Raw genomic sequence first — 24,477 nt, 5'->3', positions numbered from 1 at the left:
GTCGTTTAGGTAGAAAACAAATTGGGCTTTCGCTGTGAGCCGTGCCACGGTTATCTAGGCGGGGTAATTGAACCCTGAAACGGCTCACAGCGAAAGTCTAAACTAGAAAACACACAGAAACTATTCTGGGTTTTGAGTTTCTTTGCAAAATTAATCAGAAAACCAGCCTCAACGGTTTACCGTATGCGTTATTTACCCATCGACAGCCAACTTTTCGTACACAACCGCCAGCGACTTACTAATCTGCTGAAACCTAAATCATTGGTTGTTGTGAATGCCAATGATATTATGCCTACCAATGCCGATGGCACAATGACTTTTCGGCAAAATAATGACCTGTTCTACCTCACTGGCGTTGATCAGGAAGAAACATGTCTGGTGTTATTTCCGGAGCATCCCGATCCGAAATTTCGTGAGGTCTTGTTCCTGCGCGAAACCAGCGAGCTTATCGAAATTTGGGAAGGGCATAAACTGACGAAGGCCGAAGCCGAGCAGGTAACGGGAATTCCGCAGAAGCAGATTTACTGGACGCACCAGTTCGAGCAGATTTTTACGCTGATGGTTTTCGAAGCCGAGCATATCTATCTGAATACCAATGAACACACCCGTGCTGGTGTACAGGTTCAGACGCGCGATGCCCGGTTTATCGATGAGTTTCGGCAGAAATATCCACTGCATCATCTGGAGCGACTTGCACCATTGATGCACTACCTGCGAGCCATTAAACAACCTCAGGAAATTCCCCTTATTCAGACTGCTATCGATATTACCGACAAGATGTTCCATCGGTTGCTTGGGTTCATTAAACCCGGCGTTTGGGAGTATGAAATCGAGGCCGAAATGATGCACGAATACCTGAAGAACCGCTCGCGGGGCTCAGCCTATAGTCCTATTATTGCTTCGGGAGCCAACGCCTGTGTATTGCATTATATTGACAATAGCCAGCAATGTCAGGATGGTGATGTGATTCTGTTGGATATTGGCGCTGAGTACGCGAACTACAATGCCGATATGACCCGCTCTGTACCCGTCAATGGTCGATTTACGGCACGTCAGCGCGCTGTTTATGATGCTGTTTTACGGGTGATGAAAGAAGCCACACAGATGCTCCGCCCTGGTAATCTTTGGGACGAATATCACCGGGAAGTGGGTAAGGTAATGGAAGGCGAACTAATTGGATTAGGGCTGCTAGATCGTGATGAGGTTGCGAAGCAGGACCCTGACGCGCCTTTATACAAAAAGTATTTCATGCACGGCACGTCGCATTTTCTGGGGCTTGATGTGCACGATGTTGGCAACAAATATCGGCGAATGGAGCCGGGTATGGTTTTCACCGTTGAACCCGGTATTTATATCCGTGAAGAGAAACTAGGGATTCGCCTGGAAAACAACATCCTGATTACGGAGTCGGGTAATATTGATTTGATGGCCAATATTCCGCTCGAAGCCGAAGCTATAGAAGACTTGATGAATAGGTAATGAATGATGAATTATAAATGATGAATGATAAATTGTTGCTGACGCATACTATCATTCATCATTTATAATTCATCATTAGTTTAGGCTACTTTAGCGTTTTCACGCTCAAGGGCAATATTCAAACTAGAGTAAATTCGACGGATAGCTGTTTCCAGACGTTCCCAACCAGAATCGGAGCGAAGGTCGATGTCGCCGATATGATCGCGTTGATTGCTGGTCAGGACCAGGTGCGTAACCGCAGCTACCATCAGACTGGTGATAGCAATCGGATCGAAATCAGAATAGGGGGCTAGTTTACTAACCATCGATTTGTAGGACTGATCCCGAAAATCGGCCAGACGACGAGCCAGTTCGGTTTCGCCATTCGACATTTCCCAACGGATCAACTCCTGCGAAGACTTCCGGCTACGGAACTCGCGCATGAACTGGATGGTATACTCCGACCAGGCTTTGCTGCGTGCTTCGGGGGCCAGATTGTCCGGCACCGAATCCAGGAATTTGTCGTTAAACATCGACAGGAAGAATCCGCGATGCACATAAGCTTCCAGCAAGCCGTTCCAGCCACCGAAGTAGCGGTAAATAAGTACTTTATTCACTCCGGCGCGCTCGGCAACGGCATTGATGCCTGCTTTTTCGGTGCCTCGCTCGGCCATTACTTCACCCATGGCACGTAGAATCCGTTCCATGGTCATCTGGCGATTTCTTCGCTTGACGACTTTCATACAATTGGGTCGTTTTTTGTTTAAAAGAGGATTCAGTGATCTATTTTGTAGGTGGTCCAGTAAATTTCCCTAATCTACAAATCTACTGTAGCTACAAATATGGTTATTACCACTGATGTTGTCAAAAAATAATATTGCGAAATAATAATAATAATCGTGAAAATGATTTACTAAGTACGTGGTAACCTGTCTGAAAATATGCCCTTAATGGAGGTTTAGCCGTAGGCTGACTGGAAACAATTCAGTAATATTATGAAATTTTTTCATAATAAACGACTGATTTTTAGATAGTTAATCCGATGTTATCTTTTAGTCTTGTAGACAAATAATAAAGAAGGCGCACTATACTTAGCCTTCTCAGTTAAGTACAATACACCCAATTTATTGCTGGTCCAGATAAGGCTAGAATTTATCTTTCGGGAAACGTATCCATTTGGCCTGACAACTCTTGTATCGCTTCCTGAAGCTGATTTCGGTTTAAATGGATATCCATCTCCATGGGGAAGTCTGGGTAATTATGCCAGGAGGGTGCCAGTGAATGATCAAGCTGAATTTGTAGGCAATACTTGTCGTCGGAGAGGGCTTTGGCTTCCATACTCAGACCTGGCTCCGAGAAAGTCAGGGTTACATGGTTAGTTGCTTTGTTCCAGAGCGAGCGTAGTCCAACCAATAGACGTTTGATTTCCCAGGTTTGCAGAGGGGCGGATTGTGTATCGGACTGTTGCCCCCATAAGGTCGAAAATCGGCATTGTAACCGATTGCGGTCCCTCCAGGTTTTGGTAGCCTTACTATAACCTAAAATCGCGAGTTCAAATGAGTTAGCAGAGCCTGAAGAAGATACAAATTTCATAACGGTATTTATTGAGGATCGAGTATATGTCTACTTAACAAATATACTAACTGTTTGTTGATAAAATACCATTATTTTCTGGTCATTATTTTAGAACACACCGCTTATTTAAGAGCTTTATCCAGCTAAGACTTTCGCTTAAAGCCGTGCCGTGGTTCAATTGCTCCGCTATAACTAACCGTGGCGCGGCTCTAAGCGAAATTCTGTTAACAACTTCATTACATATCGACTTATTGACTTTCCCTATCTTTGTCGCCGAAAGAAAATACACAACTACTAAATTCAGATAGATGGCAAAAGTGCTCATTATCGGAGCCGGTGGCGTTGGCAGCGTTGTAGCGCATAAATGTGCGATGAACAGCCAGGTCTTTACAACGATTATGCTGGCCAGCCGCACCCAAGCAAAGTGCGACCGTATTGCGGCCGAAATTCAGGAAATGCACGGCGTAACCATTCAAACGGCGAAGGTTGATGCCGATGTTGTGGCCGAAACAGTTGCATTGATTCGGTCATTTAATCCGGTGCTGGTTATCAACGTAGCGTTACCTTATCAGGATCTTCCGATTATGGATGCCTGCCTGGAAGCGGGTGTTCATTATATGGACACGGCTAATTACGAACCGAAAGACGTTGCTAAGTTTGAATATAGCTGGCAGTGGGCCTACAAAGAGCGGTTTGAGCAGGCTGGTTTAATGGCCCTGTTAGGCTGTGGATTTGACCCTGGCGCTACTCAGGTGTTTACGGCTTATGCGGCCAAACATCATTTCGATCGGATGGATTATCTGGACATCGTCGATTGTAATGCGGGGAATCACGGCAAAGCGTTTGCTACGAATTTTAACCCGGAAATTAACATCCGGGAAATCACCCAGCCTGGTCGGTACTGGGAAAATGGCGAGTGGGTCGAGATTCCGGCCATGAGCATTCATAAACCCATCGAGTACCCGGCCATTGGCGCTCGTGAATCCTATGTACTTTATCACGAAGAGCTGGAGTCGTTGGTGAAAAACTTCCCAACGCTGAAACGTGCCCGGTTCTGGATGACCTTTGGCCAGGCGTATCTGACGCATCTGGAGGTATTGCAAAACGTAGGCATGACCCGAATTGATTCGGTGAAGTTTAATGGAATGGATATTGTGCCGCTGGAGTTCCTGAAAGCGGTATTGCCAGCTCCCGACTCACTGGGCGAAAACTATACGGGCCAAACCAGCATCGGCTGCCAGATTAAAGGCGTGAAAGACGGCGAAGATCGGACGTATTTTATCTGGAATAACTGCGATCATGCCGAAACATATCGTGAAGTGCGTGGGCAGGCGGTTAGTTACACAACAGGCGTGCCAGCAATGATTGGCGCCATGCTTATGCTCACAGGTGTATGGATGCAGCCCGGTGTCTGGAACTGCGAGGAGCTAGACCCCGATCCATTTATCGAACAAATGAACAAACAGGGATTGCCTGTCAACGAACGGGTGAACATTCCGCTGCCTCACGAATATCCGGCCTGATTAAAATTTATTGATTAACGAAAATACCGCTATAGATCATGGCGGTATTTTCGTTATTTAGTAACCTAACTGTCATTTGCCGCCCTACTTTAAACAACACGACTATGAAGCTTCTATTCCTGACCCTTCTGGCGAGTTTGTTTATGTCAAGTGTTTTCGCTCAAAAAAGCGATACCACGAAAGCTAAGCCAACTCAGCAATATAACCCCAATGCGCAGCGTAATGGCTATGAAACGTACCAGTCGACCAGCCAAATTGTTGGCGCCGGTCCCTACACGATGGTGAATACAATGGATCATCGTTACGAAGGATTACGAGGTACGCCGTATTTTCTCCCCGCCTGGAATAAAGGTCAGATTGAGATGGCGGCCGGGCAGAATTACAAAGAGGTCCCCATTAAATTTGATGCCTATCGTCAGCATCTGATTTTACTTCGGACCTGGGCCGGTAACGATTCTATTATCGTGAATGTCGATCAGGTAAAATCGTTTCAGCTTAAGAATGCGGATGGTCAATTCTACGTTTTTCGCCATATACCAGAGGCTAAAACCAACGACGATGCGCTGAAAGCTGGGTATTTTCTGGTGCTTTATCAAGGCAAATCGGCCTTGCTAAAACGAGTGGCAAAATCCTTTAAGCAGGCCGATTATAAAAATCCCTACGCTAATGGCGAACGGTACGATGAGTTCCGGGATGTTAATTCCTACTATGTGCTCAAACCCGATCAAACATTGACGAAAGTGAAGCTTTCCGACAAGTCGATCATTGAAAGCCTGGGCGATCATGCCGATGAGTTGAAGGCCTATGCCAAACAGGAAAGCCTGAGTGGTAAATCCGAAAATGAGGCCGTTTTGCTTGTCAAAAAGTACGATAGCTTATAAAGCCATTTGTGGAAAATAACTGGAGCGAGCATCCAAGCGGTATAAACGATCAAACGCTATGCTTCACGCCAATGCTTCTACAGATGTCGCGCTGACTTACGACGACATTATTTTTCAGGCTCGTAATCGGGCCTACGGTGCCTTCGACCTGCGCCAACATTATCGACCGACACTTAGCCGTGCAGTGGGGCTGGGTGTCGGTTTATTCTTGTTGGGAGTTGCTCTCCCTACACTCTATGATCGATTTTGGCCTAAAGAAACCATCGCCAACAAGGAGATCATGACCCAGGTGACGCTTGAAACGATAAAAGAACAACCGGCCGAAAAGCCGATCGAAGTTCCACCTGCTGAAAAGCAACCAGCAGTTAAGACCGTACGAAATTTACCACTAGATGTGCTACCTGACGCTGATGTGGTCGAAGAGAATCCACCCGCAACCGTTGAGGAACTTAAAGATGCTACTTCTGGACCCGTAACCGCCGAGGGAACTGGCGATATTGACGTGATTGCGGCACCAGAAGCAACGGTTGCCACGGTACAGGAAAAAGCCGTTGAAGTAGAATCCAAAACCGAAGCCCCATTTGTAACGGTTGAGCAGCAACCCGAATATCCCGGTGGTATGAGTGCGCTGATAAACTTCCTGGGTAAAAACCTGAATTATCCACGCCAGGCTGCTTCGGCAGGTGTGTCGGGGCGGGTTTTTGTCAGCTTTATTGTCAATACGGATGGAAGCTTAACCGATATCCAGATATTGAAAGGAATTGGTTTCGGCTGCGATGAAGAAGCCCTTCGGGTGATGAACAAGATGCCCCACTGGAAACCCGGTAAACAGTCGGGGCGGGCGGTTCGGGTAAAGTATAATTTACCGATTGCCTTTACGCTGGAATGATGCAGTTGTAAAAAAACGAAAAATTGTACATCCAATAAGCGGCTCCGTTTCTATCCGCATACACATGATTTTTTCTACTGTTTACTCGCTAATACTGAGTCGCACGTATGCGCTAAGTGTCGGTTTATTAGTACTGTCGGTTGCCAGTTTCGCGCAAACAACACAACAGCGTGATGTAAACGTCTATACGATTGTCGAAACGCAGCCCGAATTTCCAGGTGGTATAAACGCCTTAATAAACTATCTGAAAGTAACTATTAACTATCCGGCAGAAGCCCAAGAAGCAAAAATTAAAGGGCGTGTTTTTGTGTCGTTTGTTGTAGAGATAGACGGAAGCCTAACCGATATCATTGTTTTGAAAGGTCTTGGCTATGGGTGCGACGAAGAAGCGATGCGGGTTGTTAAGGCTATGCCCTGCTGGATTCCTGGGAGTCAATCAGGACGGTTAATACGCGTTAAATACAATCTGCCTATTGCATTCGGCACTGATTTTCCTAAACGTAAAGGCCATTAGTTTCCTACCTTTGCGGCATGACTACAACCTTGCTGCAGCACCTCGACGAACCCGCTATTCCGTCGCCCTGCTTTATTCTGGAAGAAGCCAAATTACGCCGAAACCTTACGTTGATCGATTCGGTACAGAAGGCCGCTGGTGTGACTATTATTCTGGCACTGAAAGGGTTTTCGATGTACAGTGCTTTTCCATTGGTGCGCGAATACCTAAGTGGTGCCACCGCCAGTTCGCTCAACGAAATCAAATTGGTGAACGAGTATATGGGCGTGCAAGCGCATGCGTATATACCGGCCTATCGCGACGATGAGTTTGATGAAGTGGTCGAACGGAGCAGTCACCTGACGTTCAATTCGTGGAGCCAATGGGAGCGGTTTAAAGATCGGGTTGCCGGAAAACCAGTTTCCTGTGGTATTCGGGTAAATCCGCAGTACTCAGAAGTTGCCACGGAAATGTACAACCCCTGCGTTCCAGGTTCCCGATTAGGCGCTACGCGTGACCAATTGCCCGATCAATTACCTGAGGGTCTGGAAGGCATTCATTTTCACACGCTCTGCGAAAATGACTCATTTACCCTGGAGCGAACGCTCGAAGCCCTCGAAGCTCGCTTTGGCGATCTACTTCATCAGGCTAAATGGGTTAATTTCGGTGGAGGGCATTTAATGACTCGGGAAGGTTATGACACCAATCACCTGATTGGCTTGCTGTCAGCCTTCCGGCAGAAATATAAGGTAGATGTTATTCTGGAACCGGGTTCGGCCATTGCCTGGCAAACGGGCGTTCTGGTATCGAGCGTTTTGGATGTTGTGAATAGCCAAGGGATTGACGTAGCCATTCTGGATACGTCGTTTGCGGCTCACATGCCCGATACGCTCGAAATGCCCTACAAACCCCGGATTATCAACTCCTACCACGAGCCCGTTGCGGGTAAACCGACCTACCGTTTGGGAGGGATGACCTGTCTTGCCGGCGATTTTATGGGCGATTACTCATTTGATGCCCCGCTCGAAATTGGCAATAAACTGGTGTTCGACGATATGATTCACTACACTATGGTGAAAACCACAACCTTCAACGGTGTGAATTTACCCGCAATTGGTATCTGGAAAGAAAACGAAACCTTTCAGCTGATCAAAACGTACGGCTACGAAAGCTTTAAAGACCGATTGAGCTAGTTTAGAGTGTGTGAAGTCAGGTTCTCAAACCTGACTTCACACACTCTATTCAATTACCCCCGTTTCTTCCCAATGCTTCAACCAGTCTTTCTTGACTCCCTGAACCTGAGAGAAAAACTCGTAAAAAGGCACCATGTCGGTTGCGTAGTTGCCCGTAACGTAAATTGGATCACCTAGAAGTATGAGTTTACGGGGCCAGTCGAAGCCGACTGGAATTAGAGGGACGCCCGCTTTAAGGGCGATGTAGTAGAAACCAGTTTTTAGCTTCGAAACGTTGCTACGGGTGCCTTCGGGGGCAATACAGATATGGAGTCGCTCAGTTGAATTAAGCACGTCAACCATCGCATCCACTAAATTGTGCGATTTATCTCGATAGACAGGTCTGCCACCCAATGCCCGGAATAGCCAGCCTGCGTACCACGTAAATAGTGAACTTTTGGCGAGGTACTCAATCCAAACGTGAATGGTAGGACGAATACCCAGGCCGAGAAGGAAATCCCAGTTGGTAGAATGGGGAGCTACGACCCAAATCGCTTTCGGTAAGGTCGGAACGGAGCCAACCACCCGCCATCCAGCAATTTTAAACAACCAACGGGTAATAGCACCGAGCATAGTAATTCATAGTCAACAGCCTTTAATCAATGGTCAATAAGCAATGATTACTGTTGACTATGGACTAAAGGCTGTTCGCTACTTTTAATACTTTCGGTCATTCTTTTCTAACCACCGGCCTGTTATAAACGAAGCGGTCAACAGTACGGCGTAGAACAGAAGTGTCAAAGGAGTTGATAAATCCATGTCGGTATTCAGTTGAATTCAGATGCAAAAGTAATTAATTAGTTTGAAGTTTTCGGTTTACGGTATTCAGTTTACGGTGGCTGAAACGAAAGCCATTCTTACATCAGCCATCGTAAACTGAATACCGTAAACCGAAAACTTATTACAGAACCCCCTTCGTACTTGGTAGGTTGTCCAATTCTTTAATATCGCGCCGAACGGCCATTTTAATGGCTTTCGCGAAGGCTTTGAAAATGGCTTCAATTTTATGGTGCTCATTATCACCTTCGACCTTAATGTTCAGGTTGCAAAGAGCCGTATCTGAGAATGACTTGAAGAAATGGAAGAACATTTCGGTTGGCATATCACCAATTTTTTCGCGCCGGAAATCAGCATCCCAAACGAGCCAGGGGCGACCTGAAAAATCGATGCCAACTTGTGCCAACGCTTCATCCATCGGCAGCAGGAAACCGTAGCGACTAATACCCCGTTTGTCGCCAAGCGCACGCCGATAAGCTTCTCCCAACGCCAGGGCTGTATCTTCAATCGTATGGTGTTCATCGATATGCAAATCCCCATTGACCTGAATGGTCAGATCGGCACCCGAATGTTTGGCGACTTGATCGAGCATATGGTCGAAGAAACCCAGACCGGTATGAATAGTGGCCTGACCACGTCCATCGAGGTTTAGGTCAACCCGAATTTGAGTTTCTTTGGTATTTCGTTCCACGGTGGCCGTTCGGGCAGGCAATCGAAGAAACTCGTATATCTGATCCCAGTCGTCCGTTTTCAGGGCGATTGCATGTTGCATCGTTTCTGTCAGGCCAGAAACATCGGCGGTTTGTACATCTGCGAGACCATCTGGCGGAAGGAATAAAATAGCTTTTGCGCCCAGATTTACCGCCAATTGTACATCGGTCAGTCGATCACCAATAACGTAGCTATTGGCGAGATCATACTTATCGGAAAAGTACTCCGTCAACATGCCCGTACCGGGCTTACGGGTCGTCGAATTATCGCGTGGGAAATGACGGTCGATGTGTACCGCTGAGAAATGAATATTTTCACCGGCAAAGGTGGACATCATCTTGTTATGCGCTGGCCAGAACGTATCTTCGGGAAACGAATCGGTACCAAGCCCATCCTGATTGGTGACCATCACTAATTGATAATCGGTATCTTCAGCAATCATTCGCATGGCTGAAATTGCCTTTGGAATATAGTCGAGCTTAAGTAGCGAATCGACCTGCTGATCGGGTTGTGGTTCAATAATAAGCGTACCGTCGCGGTCGATAAACAGAATTTTTTGCATAGCGTGCAGGAATAAGCCTACAAAGATACAGTCAGAGTGCAATGGATACGAAAAAGTGTTATGTTTGCAGAATAGTTTTATAACTAGTATAACCGGATCTCCCCCAATTTCCTGGATTTTACATTGCCTTATAGGCTTAGGGAAAGCTTATTACCTATATTACTTAACAGTATTGCCAACAGATAGTCGGCCTCGCGAAAAACTTGTTATTGACTTACATTGCCTTTAGTTCATACGAATAAAATAGAATTTTATAAGTTGATTTTCTTCGTATTTATACAATCCATATACCACCAGTCAACCCCAATTAGAAAAGGAAAATAATGTATTATCTTAAAAATCTACAATTATAAACTCTAAGGTATAGCATGCTAGCAGCATCCAGATTAACCCGGATTGGGGTTTTCTATGACGGTAACTATTTTTTACACGTAAGCAACTACTATAATTATTCTCACGAACGTCGTAGCCGTATAAGCATTTCGGGTTTACACGCATTCATTCGTCGGCAGGTAGCCGAAGAAGAAGGCGTCAACGAGCGTCTGTGCCAAATTGTAGATGCTCATTATTTTCGTGGGCGTCTCAATGCACATGAAGCGAATCAACGTGGTAATCAGCTATTTTACGATCGGCTGTTTGATGATATCCTGATGTCGGAAGGAGTGGTTACCCACTACCTGCCCGTAAAAACGTATCAGGGCTATCGGCAGGAAAAAGGAATTGATGTTTGGTTGGCTCTTGAAGCGTTCGAGCTAGCTCAATACAAGAAATTCGATGTGGTGGTACTCATTACGTCTGATGGTGACTATGTTCCGCTGATTCGTAAACTGAACACGCTAGGCTCCCGCATTATGGTGCTTAGCTGGGATTTTGAATTCCTGAATGAGCAGGGCGAAAAACAGGTTACGCGCACGTCGCAGGATTTGCTGGAAGAAGTATCGTATCCAGTAGGTATGCACGGGCTAATTGACGACCGAAGCCGCCGTAACGATATGGTTATTCAGAACCTGTTTGTAAAGCAGCAAACCGCTCGCCCAACTTTTACGGCGATCGCTGCCAATGGCAGTAGCTACGGGAACGGATTTACGAACGGACTTTCGGCAGGTGATGAGTATGAAACGGCCTATTCGTCGTTAGATGAGCCAAATTATAATCTTGCCGATGGCCTGAATTTGGTTGATGATGACCCCGAAGGACGAAAAATAAGTACAATTCGCAGTCTGAAAACGGGTTATGGTTTCGTGAATTATCCGCCTAACAATCTGTTTTTCCATTATACTAGTCTGATTGATACCGATTTCAATGAATTGCAGATAGACGACGAAATTGAATTTACGATTGGTCAAAACGCTGAAGGTAAAGATATTGCCGTCGACGTCCGGCTATTGCGATCTTAAAGAATGAATGTGCTGCATGTATCTGCTACCGATACGCTGTCAATTCAGTGGCAGGCGTTGACGTGGGCTATGAGCCAGCAGGCACATGAAGGCGGCTTTGTTGCATTTTTGAATAATAATAACATTGCTTACCCCAATGACCCGTTTCCAAACCGACTGTTTGTCGGTCAGAAACGGGTCATTCCGTTTTCGGATTTGGCGACCATTCAGGAGTTGGCTGCTGCCCATCGCGAACGGCCTTCCTTTTTAGTGGGCTATCTGGGCTACGATCTCAAAAATCAACTTGAAGCATTAAGCAGCCGTAACCCCAATCGACTGGAATTGCCTGATGCTTATTTTGTAGAGCCCGAGTGGATTATTGATTTTGAAAAGGATAGCGTAGTGATTCGGGGCGAGGGGGATTTGGAAGCTGTTGCCCGTATGATTACCCTCACCCCCGGCCCCTCTCCCATTTTGGGAGAGGGGGGGGAAACGGCAAGCCTTGCTACCCTCTCCCAAAATGGGAGAGGGGCCGGGGGTGAGGGTAAACGCGTCCAATGCCGTGTCTCCCACCAAGAATATCTAGCCAACGTTCGGCGGATTCAGCAACACATTCTGGCGGGCGACGTATATGAGTTGAGTTACTGCATTGAGTTCTTTGCGGAAAACATTGATCTGGAGCCGCTGGACACCTACATGGCTCTGAATGAGCGGTCGCCAATGCCGTTTTCAAGTTTTTTGAAAATTGGTGATCAATATATAATAGGTGCATCGCCGGAGCGGTTTCTGAAAAAAGAAGGTAATACTATACTGTCGCAACCGATTAAAGGAACCATCCGCCGGGGAGCAACACCCGAAGAGGATTCGATGCTTCGGGCGCAGCTCCTGAACTCCGAAAAGGAGCGAGCCGAAAACCTGATGATTGTCGATCTGGTACGGAATGACCTTGCCCGAAGTGCCCAAACCGGCTCGGTGCAGATAAATGAGCTGTTTGGTATTTACGGCTTTCAGCAAGTTTATCAGATGATTTCAACCGTATCGGCCACGTTGCGAGAGGATGTTTCCTGGGCCGATGCAATTCAGAATGCCTTTCCAATGGGCAGCATGACAGGTGCTCCAAAAATCCGGGCTATGGAGCTGATTGATGAACTGGAGGTCAGTAGAAGAGGGGTATACTCGGGGACCGTAGGCTTCATCACGCCTGATGGCGATTTTGATTTTAGCGTGGTTATTCGAACGCTACTCTATAATGCCCAACGTCAGTACGCTTCATTTTCCGTTGGAAGCGCCATTACGTACGACGCCGACCCAAAGCAGGAATGGGAAGAGTGCCTGTTAAAAGCACGTGCCATTCGTACTGTATTAGAGGGTAGTTTCTAGTTCGGGAAACAATATTTCCTAACTCTTAAACTTTTTTTGTGGAATTGTCGCCTTTTTCTCCTCTTAAAGGATAAGCCTTGCAACGTTTTGCCGTATTAAGTACTCATTAATGGGCAAAATGACCGTTAACTAAATTAACTACTATAAATATAGTTAAAAAACGTTAACCGATTAAACATCGCAAGCTTATCCGTTTAGCTTTGCTTTCAGTATCCTACTAGCTTATATCTACTATCCATGAGAAACTTTTCCCTGCTGGCCGTACTATGTCTGCTCACGGCTGCGCTCTATGCCCAAAGCCCTGCTGCCACCACCCGCTTTACACTTCAGGGCCGTGCTGTCGATACGGCATCAGCTCCCTTGCCATCGGCAACTGTCATGCTGCTTAGTGCCAAAGATTCGGCGATGATCAATTTCACCCGCGCCAATGAAAATGGTGCATTCTCGTTTAAGAATTTAAAGGCAGGAAGCTATATTCTGAAGATCTCCTTTGTCGAGTATATTCCCTACAACCAGTCGATTAAATCGACGGGGGAGCCTGTCATGGATTTAGGCCTTTTGAAGATGAAACCCATCACCCGAGAGTTGATGGAAGTGGTAGTCAGAACAGCAAAAGCCCCGTTGACCATTAAAGGCGATACGATTGAGTATAATGCCAGTTCGTTTAAGGTGCCGCCCGGTTCGACAGTTGAGGATTTGCTACGTAAACTGCCTGGTGTTCAGATTGATCAGGATGGGAATATTCGGGCGCAGGGGCAGGAAGTAAAGAAGGTGACGGTTGATGGAAAAAGCTTTTTCGGCGACGATCCGAAACTGGCTACCAAAAACCTTCAGGCCGAAGCGATCACTAAAGTGCAGGTTTTTAACGACAAAACCGAGCAGGCGAAAATGACGGGCGTTGACGATGGTAAAAAAGAAAAGACTGTCAACCTGCAACTCAAGGACGAATTTAAAAAGGGAGGTTTTGGCAAAGTAACTGCCGGAGCAGGCCCCGCTTCGAATAACGTATCGACCCGTTTTGAAGGAAAAGGGAGCTACAACAAATTTGACAGTAAACAACAATTTTCAGCTTTATTGCTAGGGAATAATACAAACCAGCAAGGGATTTCCTTTAATGATTATCAGGACTTTCGCGGAAGCAATTCGTTTAACTGGAACGATAATGCTGACTTTGGATTCAGTGGCTCTAATCGCTTTCTTTACTTTGGTGATGACAATGAAAGCCTGACCATTCCAATTAGCGGGGGCAATGGGCGGGGCTTTACCAAAAACGCGGCAGGGGGGCTTAACTACAACTACGACACCAAAAAAACCAAGCTGAGTACGAGCTACTATTTCAACCAGACCCGGTTAGATCTGGATGCGCTTCGGGAAAATAAAAGCTACCTGCCTGGGTCAACCAATTTGCGGAAAACAGATACCAGCAGCCAGGCTAACCTGACAACGAACCACCGAGTCAGCTTCCGTTTAGAAAAGCAACTCGATTCCATGCAAACGTTGCTGATAATTAGTAATAGCCGGTTTGGTATCAATAGTAGCAATCTGCAAAGTCAGCAACGGGTCTTCCAGAGTGTAGCCAATAGTTCTGAAATTCCGACTACCTATAGTCAGTCGACGAATAATTCATCGGCAAATCAGTTCGCAATGGCCAATACGCTGCTATATCGGCTGAAATTCAAAAAGAAAGGACGCAATTTTGGCGCAAGTGCGACCTTTCAGATCAATAAAAACGATGGCGATTTGCTGCTGAAAGCCCGAAACGAATTCTTTCAGGCCACTAGTGTCAATGATATGCTACGTGTGCTGAATCAGGATCAGGGAACGGCCTCGATCAGTAATCAGTACAAGGCCAATCTGCTCTACGTGGAACCGTTCGCCAAAAAATTCTTCTGGGAGACGTTCTATAACTTCAACCTCCGCTACGATGAAGTAGACCGCGATGTATCGAACCTGGACGACAGTCGCCGACAGATCGATTCATTAAGTTTGTACTATAAGAACAATTACCTGTTCAACCGACTGGGAAGCAGTGTGCGTTATTCCTACAAAGGGTTGAATATTTCGGTAGGGGTAGCTGGGCAACAATTCCAGCTCGATGGGAAGTTCGCCCGTGATCAAAGCCAGCCGCTCCAGCCTATCAAACGGACATTTACGACGGTAATTCCGAACTTTTCGCTCAACTACGATCTGAAAAACAACCGATACCTCAACGCTAGTTATGATGTAGGGGTGCAGATTCCATCTTCGCGCGATTTGCAGCCGGTAACCAGCAACAGCAACCCACTGGCAATCACCCGTGGAAATCCGAATCTGTTGCCCCAATTGGGTCATAATTTGAGCGCTTATTTCAGCTATTTTAATCCGGGTAGTTTTATTAATTTCTGGTCGAATATCTACACGACCTACTTTGTTAACCAGATTATTTACAGCCAGATCGTTGATCCGAAAACCCTGATTACGACCACAATGCCCGAAAACCTGACGGGGGGTAAAAATCTGGGTTCGTATATCGGTTTTGGTTTCCCATTGAAGAAAACCAAGGCAACCCTAAACCTGAACACGCAGTTGAATTTTGGCCATAATCTGACGCGTATCAATGAGGTGTTGAACGAAACCAACAACCAGAATTACTCGTTCGGCGTCCGGCTTGAATTGACGCCTAAAGAGTGGATTACGTTTTATGGAAATGCGAACATAGGCATTACCAATACGAAGTATTCGATCAACACGGCGCAGAATCAGACCATTTACAACAACAGCGTTCGGGGTGATCTGAACCTGAAATTACCCGGAGGTTTTTACCTGAATACAACAATGAACTATAACGAGTACAAAAACGAGAAGTTGAATTTCAATCAGCAGATTCCCTTGTTAAGTTCGTCGATCTATCGTATTGTTGGGAAAGCTAAAAAAGCGGAAGTTCGTTTGTCGGGCTTCGATCTGCTCAACCGGAATGTGGTGGTATCGCAATATGCCGGACAGAATTATACCAGTACCGAACGAATTCAGTCGCTGGCCCGGTATTTTATGCTGAGCTTTACCTACAACATGCGTGGTGTTCAGGCTAAAATGCGCCGGGATTATTATTGATTTTAACCCACTTCTAAACGCACTTAATTTACCATGAAGAAACTAGCCCTATTACTATGCCTCCTGATCAGCTCGATGGCTATGGCCCAGAAAACGGAAGGTGTAGTGACCTATGTTCGTAAAGACTACTGGAGCAAAATGATCAATAGACTGACGTTTCTGAATCAGGAACAAAAGGACCGTCAGACGCAACTACGGAAGAACTGGGAAGAGAACAACAAAGGCACAAAAATGAAGATGGCCTTCAATGCCAACGAAAGCCTGTATACCTATTTCAGCTCTGAGCCGGAAGAAGGGGGTTATTCCTGGCGGCAGTATGAATTGGATCTGTACCGCAATTTTGAAAAAGACCATAAAACCGACATCATCGAAATGCTGGGTAAAACTTACATTGTTGAAGATTCAGTCCATGCGCCTGTCTGGAAAATTGGGAATCAGATCAAAGAGGTAGCTGGTTTCATCTGCATGAAAGCTGAGACGGAGGATTTAATTAAGAAACAGAAAATTACGGCCTGGTTTGCGCAGGATATCCCGGTTTCGGCTGGTCCCGAACGGATGTGTGGATTGCCTGGCCTGATTCTGGAACTGGACATTGATGACGGAACTGTGCTTATTGAAGCGACAAACGTTACTTTCCGGTCCCTCACCCCAAACGACCTGAAACTACCCAAAACGAAAGGCAAAAAAATTGACGACGCTGGCTACGATAAGGTGATAAGCCAATACATTGCTGAGCAAATGGTTGCTCATAATAATCCGTATTGGGAAATCCGATATTGAGTCAGTTACCAGTGTTTTTGCAAGCCTGCTTTTAGCCGTTTCGGGTATAAAAGCAGGCTTGAATTTTTTGGTGGGTGGTGAAAAGTCATTTTTTGAGCTGATCTACGTCAGGTAAGTTGCCAGCGCGCTATGGTTGTTTTGTGACATCATTTAAACGCACACAAGTCATGGCAACGCTCGCACACTCAACTGATAATTATACAAACACAGCCAACACCAGCTGGCTGGCTACGTACAAAAACTATGTTGCTAAAGCCGAATTCAACCGTTTTGGCTGGGCCGTTTCGGCACTGGCTATTCAGGGTTGCATTCTATCGCCCGCACTTTTATTGATCATGTCGAATTTTGGTGGTGGCGACTGGCAGTTTCTGGTGAGTATGCTTTGTTTTCTATTAGTACTCGTACCAATTCTGTCGGCTTTCCCGGTAAAATATATTTTCCCAACCTTTGCAACCAGCCTGGTTTTGCATCTGCTGATGATCGCAATCGACTTGCTGTAAAGCCAAGAAACCCACCGTAATATCTCACGTAATAGAGTCGCCTGGTCGCTGGATCAGGCGACTCTATTTTTTCGTGGAAAGCGCTCTTCCGTTTTGAATTGTTGCTCCCCACTCCCATTTTGGGAGAGGGGCCGGGGGTGAGGGTAAAACGGCCTGCTTAAGCGATTCACCTCACGGCAGCGGCTGACCGTCCCAACCCCTCTCCTTGAAAATAAGGAGAGGGGCTAAAAGCTAGGAACTTAACAGCATTATATTGGTAAGGGGAACATATAAATCAAACCGTCTGCGAAAACAGCTTAGTTTTCATAGTGCTAGCCTTCGATTGGGAATAATTCAGTCGCTCATCGAAGGCCATGCAGATGTTCCGGAGAAAGGGCCGGCCTTTGGGATGCACACGTAGCCCCTCGGCATTATATTCCAGCAATCCATCAAGCCAGAACGATTCCAGTCGGGCGCTTAGGTCTTCCCACTCGTGTTTCGACCAACTGCCCAGGTGCCACTGCGTTTCTCCCTGACACATAATGTTCAGAATTTGCCGACGCAGAAATTGATCCTGATCATCGAGAATGTGGCCGCGTAACAAGGGCAATTGACCCGACATAACTTTATCCAGATACGCATCGATATCTTTCTCGTTCTGGGCAAATGCCGACCAGACGTCGCTAATCGAAGATGCGCCTAAGCCCAACAGAACACGCGTTTGGGTAGTGGTGTAACCCATAAAATTCCGATGAAGCGTGCCTTCCTGCATGGCGCTGTAGAGCGAATCATGTGGCAAGGCAAAATGGTCCATACCGATTTCGGTATAACCAGCATGTTCCAGTAAATCCCTGCCTGTTTCGTACAGAGTACGTTTCTGTTCGCCCGAAGGCAGGTCTGCGTCGCGAAAACCCCGTTGGCCGTTGCCCTTAATCCAGGGGACATGGGCGTAGGAATAAAAGGAAATCCGATCGGGTTGAAGTGTGATGGTTTGATAAATCGTATCGGCAATTGACTTGGTCGTCTGAAATGGTAGCCCGAATACCAGGTCGTGACTGATGGATGTATAGCCAACCTGGCGTGCCCACTCGGTTACCTGCTTAACCTGCTCGAACGGCTGATGCCGGTGAATGGCACGCTGTACTTCCGGGTCGTAATCCTGAACCCCAAAACTCACCCGCCGAAAGCCGAAATCATATAGAACCTGCAAATGCTGTTGGGTCGTGTTGTTCGGGTGTCCTTCCCAGCCGTAATCAGGCGATTCGGTTGGGGTAGCTCGTTCAAAGATTCCGGTTAAGAGTCGTTTGAGTTGATCGGGTGCAAAAAAGCTGGGAGTTCCTCCGCCCAGATGTAGTTCGGCAATGCGCGGTCTCTCGGGCAACAAATCACAATACAGATTCCATTCGGCCAGGAGTGCGCTGATGTAGGGACTTTCGACACTGTGATTTCGGGTGACGCGTTTATTGCATCCACAGAACGTACATAGGCTTTCGCAATAGGGTAGGTGCATATACAGGCTAATGCCCGTTGTTGCATTGCTCGCCAAAAAAGCTCGTTGCAGATTATGGACCCAGGCGGTTTCGCTAAAGGTTGTTTCGTCCCAGAAGGGCACCGTTGGGTAGCTGGTATAGCGTGGGCCAGGAACGTTATATTTTTGAATGAGCGGATTCATAGTAAGGAGCATTGGGCAGAGGGGGCAGGGCATAGGATGAGAGAAATTGACCCCACCTACCTATGCCCCAAGCCCCATGCCCTCTGCCATTGATTACACAAAAATGGCTTCCTGACGAATGGTGAATCCTGAGTCGTATCAGGCCGGGAGCTGATGATTATCAGGAGTTAATAAGTGGCTGCTTGCCAACTTGCCTCCAAATTCTTAGGTATGAGTACGGCCACGATTTCATCAACCATCTGCTACCATTGTGGCAATGATTGCCCCGACGAGTCAATCGTTCTTGACGATAAATTATTCTGTTGCGACGGCTGTAAAACGGTGTACAGCATCCTGAATCAACACCAGCTTTGTCAGTATTATGACATTGAACAACTAACGGGTTCTGACCAATCCAGACCGGGTCAATCCAGACCGGGCCAATCCAGGCCGGGAAACAGTTTGAAAACGGACGGCGCACGGCAGACGCGGCTGGAGTTTCTGGATCATCCCGATATCGTGGCCCAGCTACTCGAATTTTCGAGCGAGTCGGTAGCGAAGGTTACGTTTTATATTCCGACGATTCACTGTAGTTCTTGCCTTTGGCTGCTTGAACACCTCTACCGGATCAATCCGTCGATTCAGCAGGCGCGGGTTGATTTCCTGAAAAAACAGGTTCACCTGACCTATAACCCAACAGAGCTGACGCTTCGGCAGGTGGTCGAATTGCTCAGTTCTATCGGCTATGAGCCGTTGATTAGCCTGAATGACGTTGTTCAGGCCGGTCAAAAAATATCGAACCGGCCCTTTCTGTATCGGCTGGGCATAGCCGGGTTTTGTGCCGGAAATATCATGCTGTTCAGCTTCCCGGAGTATTTGGGGCTTGACGATTCGTCGTTTAAACACCTCTTCGGGATTCTTAATCTGCTGTTGGCAATTCCGGTCGTGTTCTACTCAGCATCGGGTTATTTCGAATCGGTTTGGGCAAGTTTGAAAAAGGGAGTTATCAACATTGATTTGCCGATTTTACTCGGGATTCTGGTGGCTTTTTTTCGAGGAACCTATGAAGTACTCTTTCTCGATGGAGCAGGCTATTTCGATTCACTTACCGGATTGATTTTCTTTTTGTTATGCGGGAAATGGTTTCAGCAGCGAACCCACGAATTCCTTTCTTTCGAGCGGGATTATAAGTCCTACTTCCCAATGGCCGTAACGGTGGTAGGGCGTGGGGCAACGGGCATGGGGCAAGAGGGAAAGGAAAATGAGCAGGGGGTAGGTGTAAACAACCCACTGCCCACTGCCCCATACTCCATACCCCTTGCTCAACTGCGGAAGGGAGATCGAATCCGGGTGCGTAATAACGAACTGATTCCGGCCGATGGGCTGCTTTATAAAGGGCAGGGAATGATTGATTATAGCTTCGTAACGGGCGAATCGGAACCGGAATCTAAAGAACCTGGTGCGCTGGTTTACGCGGGTGGCAAGCAGGTGGGAGAAGCCATCGAGTTGGAAGTTGTGCGTGATGTATCGCAAAGCTACCTGACTCAGCTCTGGAACAACGATGCGTTTCAGAAGAAAGACACGTCCCGGATTCGCACCTTTGCCGACGCCGTTGGAACGTATTTTACCATTACCGTTATTTCGCTGGCTACGCTCGTTGGCTTATATTGGTACGCCTGGCATGACCCCGCTCGGGCTATCAACGCCTTTACTGCCGTACTGATCATTGCGTGTCCTTGCGCGCTTTCGCTTTCGTATCCGTTTGCGTTAGGGAATGGGTTGCGGTTGCTGGGTAAACGTCATTTATATCTCAAAAACGCGGATGTTATTGAGCAGATGAGTGCTTGTGATACCATCGTTTTTGATAAAACCGGTACGCTCACAACACCGCAACAGGCTGTAGTCGAGCGGTTTGATAAATCGCTAAGTTCGCTAGAGCGGGGCGTGGTCGTATCCCTGGTTCGGCAGTCGGTACACCCGCTTAGTCGTAAATTAACTACGCATCTTTCCAATGCGTTACCACTGCCTGTCGATGGCTTTACGGAGGTGCCAGGGCACGGAATTCAGGCAATTGTAGATGGGCTAATTGTTAAAATAGGCAGCCGTTCGTTTGTGGACCCCTCGTTCGGTGAGGGTACAGAACGCAGGGAGACACTAACGGAAGCACGAACATATCTCAGCATTGATCACCAATATCGGGGTTATTTCGGTTTCCCGAATCAATATCGGTTAGGGTTAGAGCCTATGCTGGCTAGTTTACATAAAACGCATCGGCTTTACCTGCTCTCTGGCGACAACGACCATGCGCAGGCTGAACTGACTCGTTTGTTTCCTGATGCTGGACAGATGTATTTCAACTTCCGACCCGAAGAGAAACTGGCCTTCATTAAACACTTGCAGGACAATGGTCGGCGTGTTATGATGGTTGGCGATGGGTTAAATGACGCCGGAGCCTTGAAACAAGCCGATGTGGGCATTGCCGTTACCGACGATACCATTCAATTCACACCCGCCAGCGATGCCATTCTGGAGGCCGGGGCGCTTATGCAATTACCTGCCATGTTGAACTATACCCGGTTTGGTATGCGCTTAATCCGGTTCAGTTTTGTCGTATCGCTGGTGTATAATTTCATTGGTTTGAGTTATGCGCTGACGGGGCATCTATCACCAGTCGTAGCGGCTATCCTAATGCCGATCAGTTCGGCTACCATGCTGGCGATTTCTACCCTGGGTATGCGCTGGAAGAAGTTTTGATCTGTTCCTGGCGCGAGTATATTGATTTGTAAAATAACCACCTAAATACACAATACCCTTTAGGTTAACGTGTCCGTCATTCGTATCCTCGGTCTGAGTATATGCACATTTCTAGTGATGCCGTTAGGCATCGAATGTTTATAGAAAAATAGCGAACCACCTCAGTTTTTGGTCGCGTAGCGATCAGACTTTTGCTAGGTTCGATCGCTACGCGACCAAAAACTGAGGTGGTTCGCTATTTTTCTATAAACATTTGATCGCTACGCGATCGAAAAAAGATGTGTATATACCAATACTCGCGCCATTTTTGCTTAACTATTTTTTTCCTGTTTGTAAGAATTCTGGCCCTAACTAGTACTAATAGAGTAAATAGTGGGGTCATGAGTGAAATTGAACAGAATCGTATTTTTGATACATGGCTTGGCCAGTATAAGGCACTGCTGTTCAAGGTGGTGCGGGCGTATGCGGCAACCGCTATGGATCAGGACGATCTCTTTCAGGAGATTGTTATTCAGGTATGGCACTCCATTCCAACCTTCCGGCAGCAGTCTTCCAGCTCCACCTGGATTTATCGCATCGCCCTTAATACGGCCTTGAAATGGGTGGGCAAAGAGCGAAAACATGCTGCCGCTCAGGAGTCCCTCGACAGTATACCCGCTATTTTACAGGAAACTAAAGTTCAGGTCGATGAACGGCTGACCTGGCTTTATGAGGCAATTTATCAGCTCGATGAAATCGATCGATCCATCACGTTATTGCTTCTCGATGGATTCAGCTACAAAGAGATGGCTACTATAGTCGGAATCTCAGAATCAAATGTGGGTGTCAGAATCAACCGAATCAAAAAACAACTGATCACAAAAGCTAAACAACAGGACCACTATGGAATTTGACGAATTGCAAAAAATCTGGCATTCCCAAACGAACGAGCCGCTTTGGGTTATCAATGAAAAGGCACTGTACAAGCGCATTCTCGTAAAAAAGGCCAAGGCTAGTCATATCACTAACTTTAGTGAATTACTTGTCCTGATTGTTTATGCGGGAGCCGGAAGCCTGATTGCGGGTCTGAATTATGTAAAGCCCAAACCGAATCTGATGCTATACCTGATGGCAGCCTGGATGTTTGCTACGGCTTTGTATGTGCTGGTGAGTCGGATTCGCCGGATAAAAGGAAGTCATGCCTTTGATCGATCCATGCTTGGAGAATTAAATTATGCGGTCTCTATGGCAACCTACCAGGTCCGTTTTTCTCAGTTAATGCGTTGGAATATTATTCCAGTTGGCATCCTGAGTTTGTGGGGTGTCTGGAGAGTTGATCAATCGGTTTGGCTAGTGTTGGGAATAGTGATGGTGTTTATTCTGGGCTACGCTGGTGGAGGCTGGGAACATCGTATATACATCGCGAAAAAGCGGGAACTTGAAGCGTTGCAACGTAAACTGATGATCGGTTTATAGGGTCAGTAAATACCGATGCTATAAATCGATACGACGTGGCCGCCCGAGCGGTAAATACTCGCGCCAGACCTTATCTTTGGTCATGCTCCCTTCGTCGCGTATCAATGTTCAGTTACTGGTTGTTGTGTTTGCTCAATTTGCCGGAACGTCCCTCTGGTTTGCCGGAAACGCCATCCTGCCTGAACTTCAGTCGCTGTTAAACACGACAGGCACGGGACTAACTGGCTGGATTACGTCGGCAGTACAAATTGGTTTCATTGCGGGCACGCTACTCTACGCGCTCTTCGCTATACCGGATCGATTTCGATCAACGTATGTCTTTCTGGTATCGGTTATGTTAGCCGCTGCGGTTAATATACTCTGGCTACTCCTACCCATAAAAGCAGAAACGATCTTGGCCAGTCGGTTCCTGACGGGTTTCTTTCTGGCAGGTGTTTATCCAGTTGGAATGAAGATAGCCGCTGATCGATTTAAGCCCGTTTTAGGAAAAGCGATGGGTTTCCTGGTAGGTGCTTTGGTACTGGGCACAGCCTTCCCACATCTGATACGAGGTTTGGGAGGGAGCCTGCCCTATCGAACGTTGATCCTGTCGGTCAGTCTATTAGCCATTAGTGGTGGGGTTTTATTGACGCTGGTTGTACCAGCAAAAGCTACCCAGTTTTCTGGAAGTTTCTTTCGGTTGCAAACCCTGTTTTCATTAGGCAAACCTTCCGCCTACCGACCAGCTATGCTGGGGTATTTTGGGCATATGTGGGAGTTGTACACCTTCTGGGCGTTTCTACCAGCCCTGATCACGTACTACCAGGTGCAGCATCCTGCTATAGAGCTAACCAATTCGCTCTGGTCTTTTGGTGCTATTGCAGCGGGAGCAATTGGGTGTGTAGGAGGAGGGTATCTTGCTTTGCGCATCGGTAGTGCGCAAGTGGCCCGTTATCTATTGCTGACATCGGGCCTTTGTATTTTGTTAACCCCTTTGCTGGTAACCGCACCACCCATTCTGTTCGGTTTGTTTCTTGTACTTTGGGGAGCCACAGCGGCTGGTGACTCTCCGCAATTTTCGACGCTCGTTGCCAGTCATGCCACGCTAGACAATCGGGGAAGTATCCTGACGCTGGTTACCTGTTTCGGTTTCCTGCTAACGGTCTTGTCTATCCAGCTTATGGCCTGGCTGGTCGCTCACATTGGCCTCTCTGGCTGGCTGTTTTATATACTACTTCCAGGGCCGATTTTAGGCTTGTTGGCAATGCGCTGGATGCGGTAGAGCTAGCCTTATTGCTGCTTTTCTTAACGTAGAAATAAGGTATAGATACTTGTCGTTATTGGCCTATTTATGTATGCATAGTTACATTAGTACCGTATGTACTAGTCGGTAAATATTATTTATTCCATTTATCGGTTGTAATTTGAGCCT

General features: G+C 46.9%; 20 protein-coding genes. 15 read left to right on the top strand and 5 right to left on the bottom strand.

The genetic code is table 11. The annotated features are described in order from the left end of the window. Positions 1–183: 183 nt before the first annotated feature. Positions 184–1,479, top strand: a complete 1,296-nt coding sequence (locus tag H3H32_RS23460) for an aminopeptidase P family protein (RefSeq protein WP_182458031.1) — start codon at positions 184–186, stop codon at positions 1,477–1,479. A gap of 80 nt (positions 1,480–1,559) precedes the next feature. Here the strand turns inward: H3H32_RS23460 and H3H32_RS23455 are convergent, their stop codons facing one another. Both H3H32_RS23455 and H3H32_RS23450 read right to left on the bottom strand, forming a co-directional pair. Then, positions 1,560–2,201, bottom strand: a complete 642-nt coding sequence (locus tag H3H32_RS23455) for a TetR/AcrR family transcriptional regulator (RefSeq protein ID WP_240543472.1) — start codon at positions 2,199–2,201, stop codon at positions 1,560–1,562. A gap of 409 nt (positions 2,202–2,610) precedes the next feature. Then, positions 2,611–3,051 carry a WapI family immunity protein gene (locus H3H32_RS23450; protein ID WP_182458030.1) on the bottom strand — a complete coding sequence of 147 codons (441 nt, stop codon included), beginning with the start codon at positions 3,049–3,051 and terminating at the stop codon, positions 2,611–2,613. 290 nt (positions 3,052–3,341) lie between these two features. Here H3H32_RS23450 and H3H32_RS23445 point away from each other — a divergent pair, with 290 nt between their 5' ends. The 5 genes from H3H32_RS23445 to nspC all read left to right on the top strand — a co-directional run bounded on the left by H3H32_RS23445 (position 3,342) and on the right by nspC (position 8,012). Further along, entirely contained in the window at positions 3,342–4,556 is a 1,215-nt protein-coding gene (locus H3H32_RS23445) for a saccharopine dehydrogenase family protein (RefSeq protein WP_182458029.1), read from the top strand. A gap of 104 nt (positions 4,557–4,660) precedes the next feature. Further along, positions 4,661–5,437 carry a hypothetical protein gene (locus H3H32_RS23440; RefSeq protein WP_182458028.1) on the top strand — a complete coding sequence of 259 codons (777 nt, stop codon included), beginning with the start codon at positions 4,661–4,663 and terminating at the stop codon, positions 5,435–5,437. 58 nt (positions 5,438–5,495) lie between these two features. After that, positions 5,496–6,326, top strand: a complete 831-nt coding sequence (locus H3H32_RS23435) for an energy transducer TonB (RefSeq protein ID WP_182458027.1) — start codon at positions 5,496–5,498, stop codon at positions 6,324–6,326. A 64-nt stretch (positions 6,327–6,390) separates the two neighbouring features. Then, positions 6,391–6,840, top strand: a complete 450-nt coding sequence (locus H3H32_RS23430; RefSeq protein ID WP_182458026.1) for an energy transducer TonB — start codon at positions 6,391–6,393, stop codon at positions 6,838–6,840. Between the two features lie 17 nt (positions 6,841–6,857). Beyond that, positions 6,858–8,012, top strand: coding sequence for a carboxynorspermidine decarboxylase (gene nspC, locus H3H32_RS23425; protein WP_182458025.1), 1,155 nt, complete (start codon positions 6,858–6,860; stop codon positions 8,010–8,012). A gap of 45 nt (positions 8,013–8,057) precedes the next feature. On the opposite strand, the gene H3H32_RS23420 is transcribed toward nspC, so the two are convergent. Beyond that, on the bottom strand, positions 8,058–8,624 hold the full coding sequence (locus H3H32_RS23420) for a 1-acyl-sn-glycerol-3-phosphate acyltransferase (protein WP_182458024.1): 567 nt from the start codon (positions 8,622–8,624) through the stop codon (positions 8,058–8,060). 328 nt (positions 8,625–8,952) lie between these two features. Continuing rightward, a complete protein-coding gene (hisB, locus tag H3H32_RS23415) occupies positions 8,953–10,101 on the bottom strand; it encodes a bifunctional histidinol-phosphatase/imidazoleglycerol-phosphate dehydratase HisB (RefSeq protein ID WP_182458023.1) in 1,149 nt (382 codons plus the stop codon). A gap of 368 nt (positions 10,102–10,469) precedes the next feature. On the opposite strand from hisB, the gene H3H32_RS23410 reads away from it, so the two are divergent. From H3H32_RS23410 to H3H32_RS23390, 5 genes are all read left to right on the top strand, one after another. Further along, positions 10,470–11,498, top strand: coding sequence for an NYN domain-containing protein (locus tag H3H32_RS23410; protein WP_182458022.1), 1,029 nt, complete (start codon positions 10,470–10,472; stop codon positions 11,496–11,498). Positions 11,499–11,501: 3 nt separating this feature from the next. Continuing rightward, positions 11,502–12,857 carry an aminodeoxychorismate synthase component I gene (gene pabB / locus H3H32_RS23405; protein WP_182458021.1) on the top strand — a complete coding sequence of 452 codons (1,356 nt, stop codon included), beginning with the start codon at positions 11,502–11,504 and terminating at the stop codon, positions 12,855–12,857. 237 nt (positions 12,858–13,094) lie between these two features. Next, complete coding sequence (locus tag H3H32_RS23400) at positions 13,095–15,947, top strand: TonB-dependent receptor domain-containing protein (RefSeq protein WP_182458020.1); 2,853 nt, start codon at positions 13,095–13,097, stop codon at positions 15,945–15,947. Positions 15,948–15,980: 33 nt separating this feature from the next. Further along, entirely contained in the window at positions 15,981–16,727 is a 747-nt protein-coding gene (locus H3H32_RS23395; RefSeq protein WP_182458019.1) for a GLPGLI family protein, read from the top strand. A 167-nt stretch (positions 16,728–16,894) separates the two neighbouring features. Then, positions 16,895–17,227, top strand: coding sequence for a hypothetical protein (locus tag H3H32_RS23390; protein WP_182458018.1), 333 nt, complete (start codon positions 16,895–16,897; stop codon positions 17,225–17,227). A gap of 274 nt (positions 17,228–17,501) precedes the next feature. Here H3H32_RS23390 and hemN read toward each other — a convergent pair whose 3' ends face one another. Then, positions 17,502–18,878 (bottom strand): oxygen-independent coproporphyrinogen III oxidase, encoded by a 1,377-nt coding sequence (gene hemN / locus H3H32_RS23385; protein ID WP_220472558.1) that lies wholly within the window; start codon positions 18,876–18,878, stop codon positions 17,502–17,504. A gap of 210 nt (positions 18,879–19,088) precedes the next feature. Here hemN and H3H32_RS23380 point away from each other — a divergent pair, with 210 nt between their 5' ends. The 4 genes from H3H32_RS23380 to H3H32_RS23365 all read left to right on the top strand — a co-directional run bounded on the left by H3H32_RS23380 (position 19,089) and on the right by H3H32_RS23365 (position 24,327). After that, positions 19,089–21,611, top strand: a complete 2,523-nt coding sequence (locus H3H32_RS23380) for a heavy metal translocating P-type ATPase (RefSeq protein WP_182458016.1) — start codon at positions 19,089–19,091, stop codon at positions 21,609–21,611. Between the two features lie 380 nt (positions 21,612–21,991). Then, positions 21,992–22,504 carry an RNA polymerase sigma factor gene (locus tag H3H32_RS23375; protein WP_182458015.1) on the top strand — a complete coding sequence of 171 codons (513 nt, stop codon included), beginning with the start codon at positions 21,992–21,994 and terminating at the stop codon, positions 22,502–22,504. Then, positions 22,494–23,066 carry a hypothetical protein gene (locus H3H32_RS23370; RefSeq protein ID WP_182458014.1) on the top strand — a complete coding sequence of 191 codons (573 nt, stop codon included), beginning with the start codon at positions 22,494–22,496 and terminating at the stop codon, positions 23,064–23,066. The genes H3H32_RS23375 and H3H32_RS23370 overlap by 11 nt, the downstream gene beginning before the upstream one ends. Before the next feature lie 82 nt (positions 23,067–23,148). Further along, positions 23,149–24,327, top strand: a complete 1,179-nt coding sequence (locus H3H32_RS23365; protein WP_182458013.1) for an MFS transporter — start codon at positions 23,149–23,151, stop codon at positions 24,325–24,327. Positions 24,328–24,477: the final 150 nt, after the last annotated feature.

The organism is Spirosoma foliorum (assembly GCF_014117325.1).
In the GTDB taxonomy this organism is placed as follows: Bacteria; Bacteroidota; Bacteroidia; order Cytophagales; family Spirosomataceae; genus Spirosoma; species Spirosoma foliorum.
Note: the sequence above shows the minus strand (reverse complement) of the source record. Positions and strands in the feature narration are given on the sequence as shown.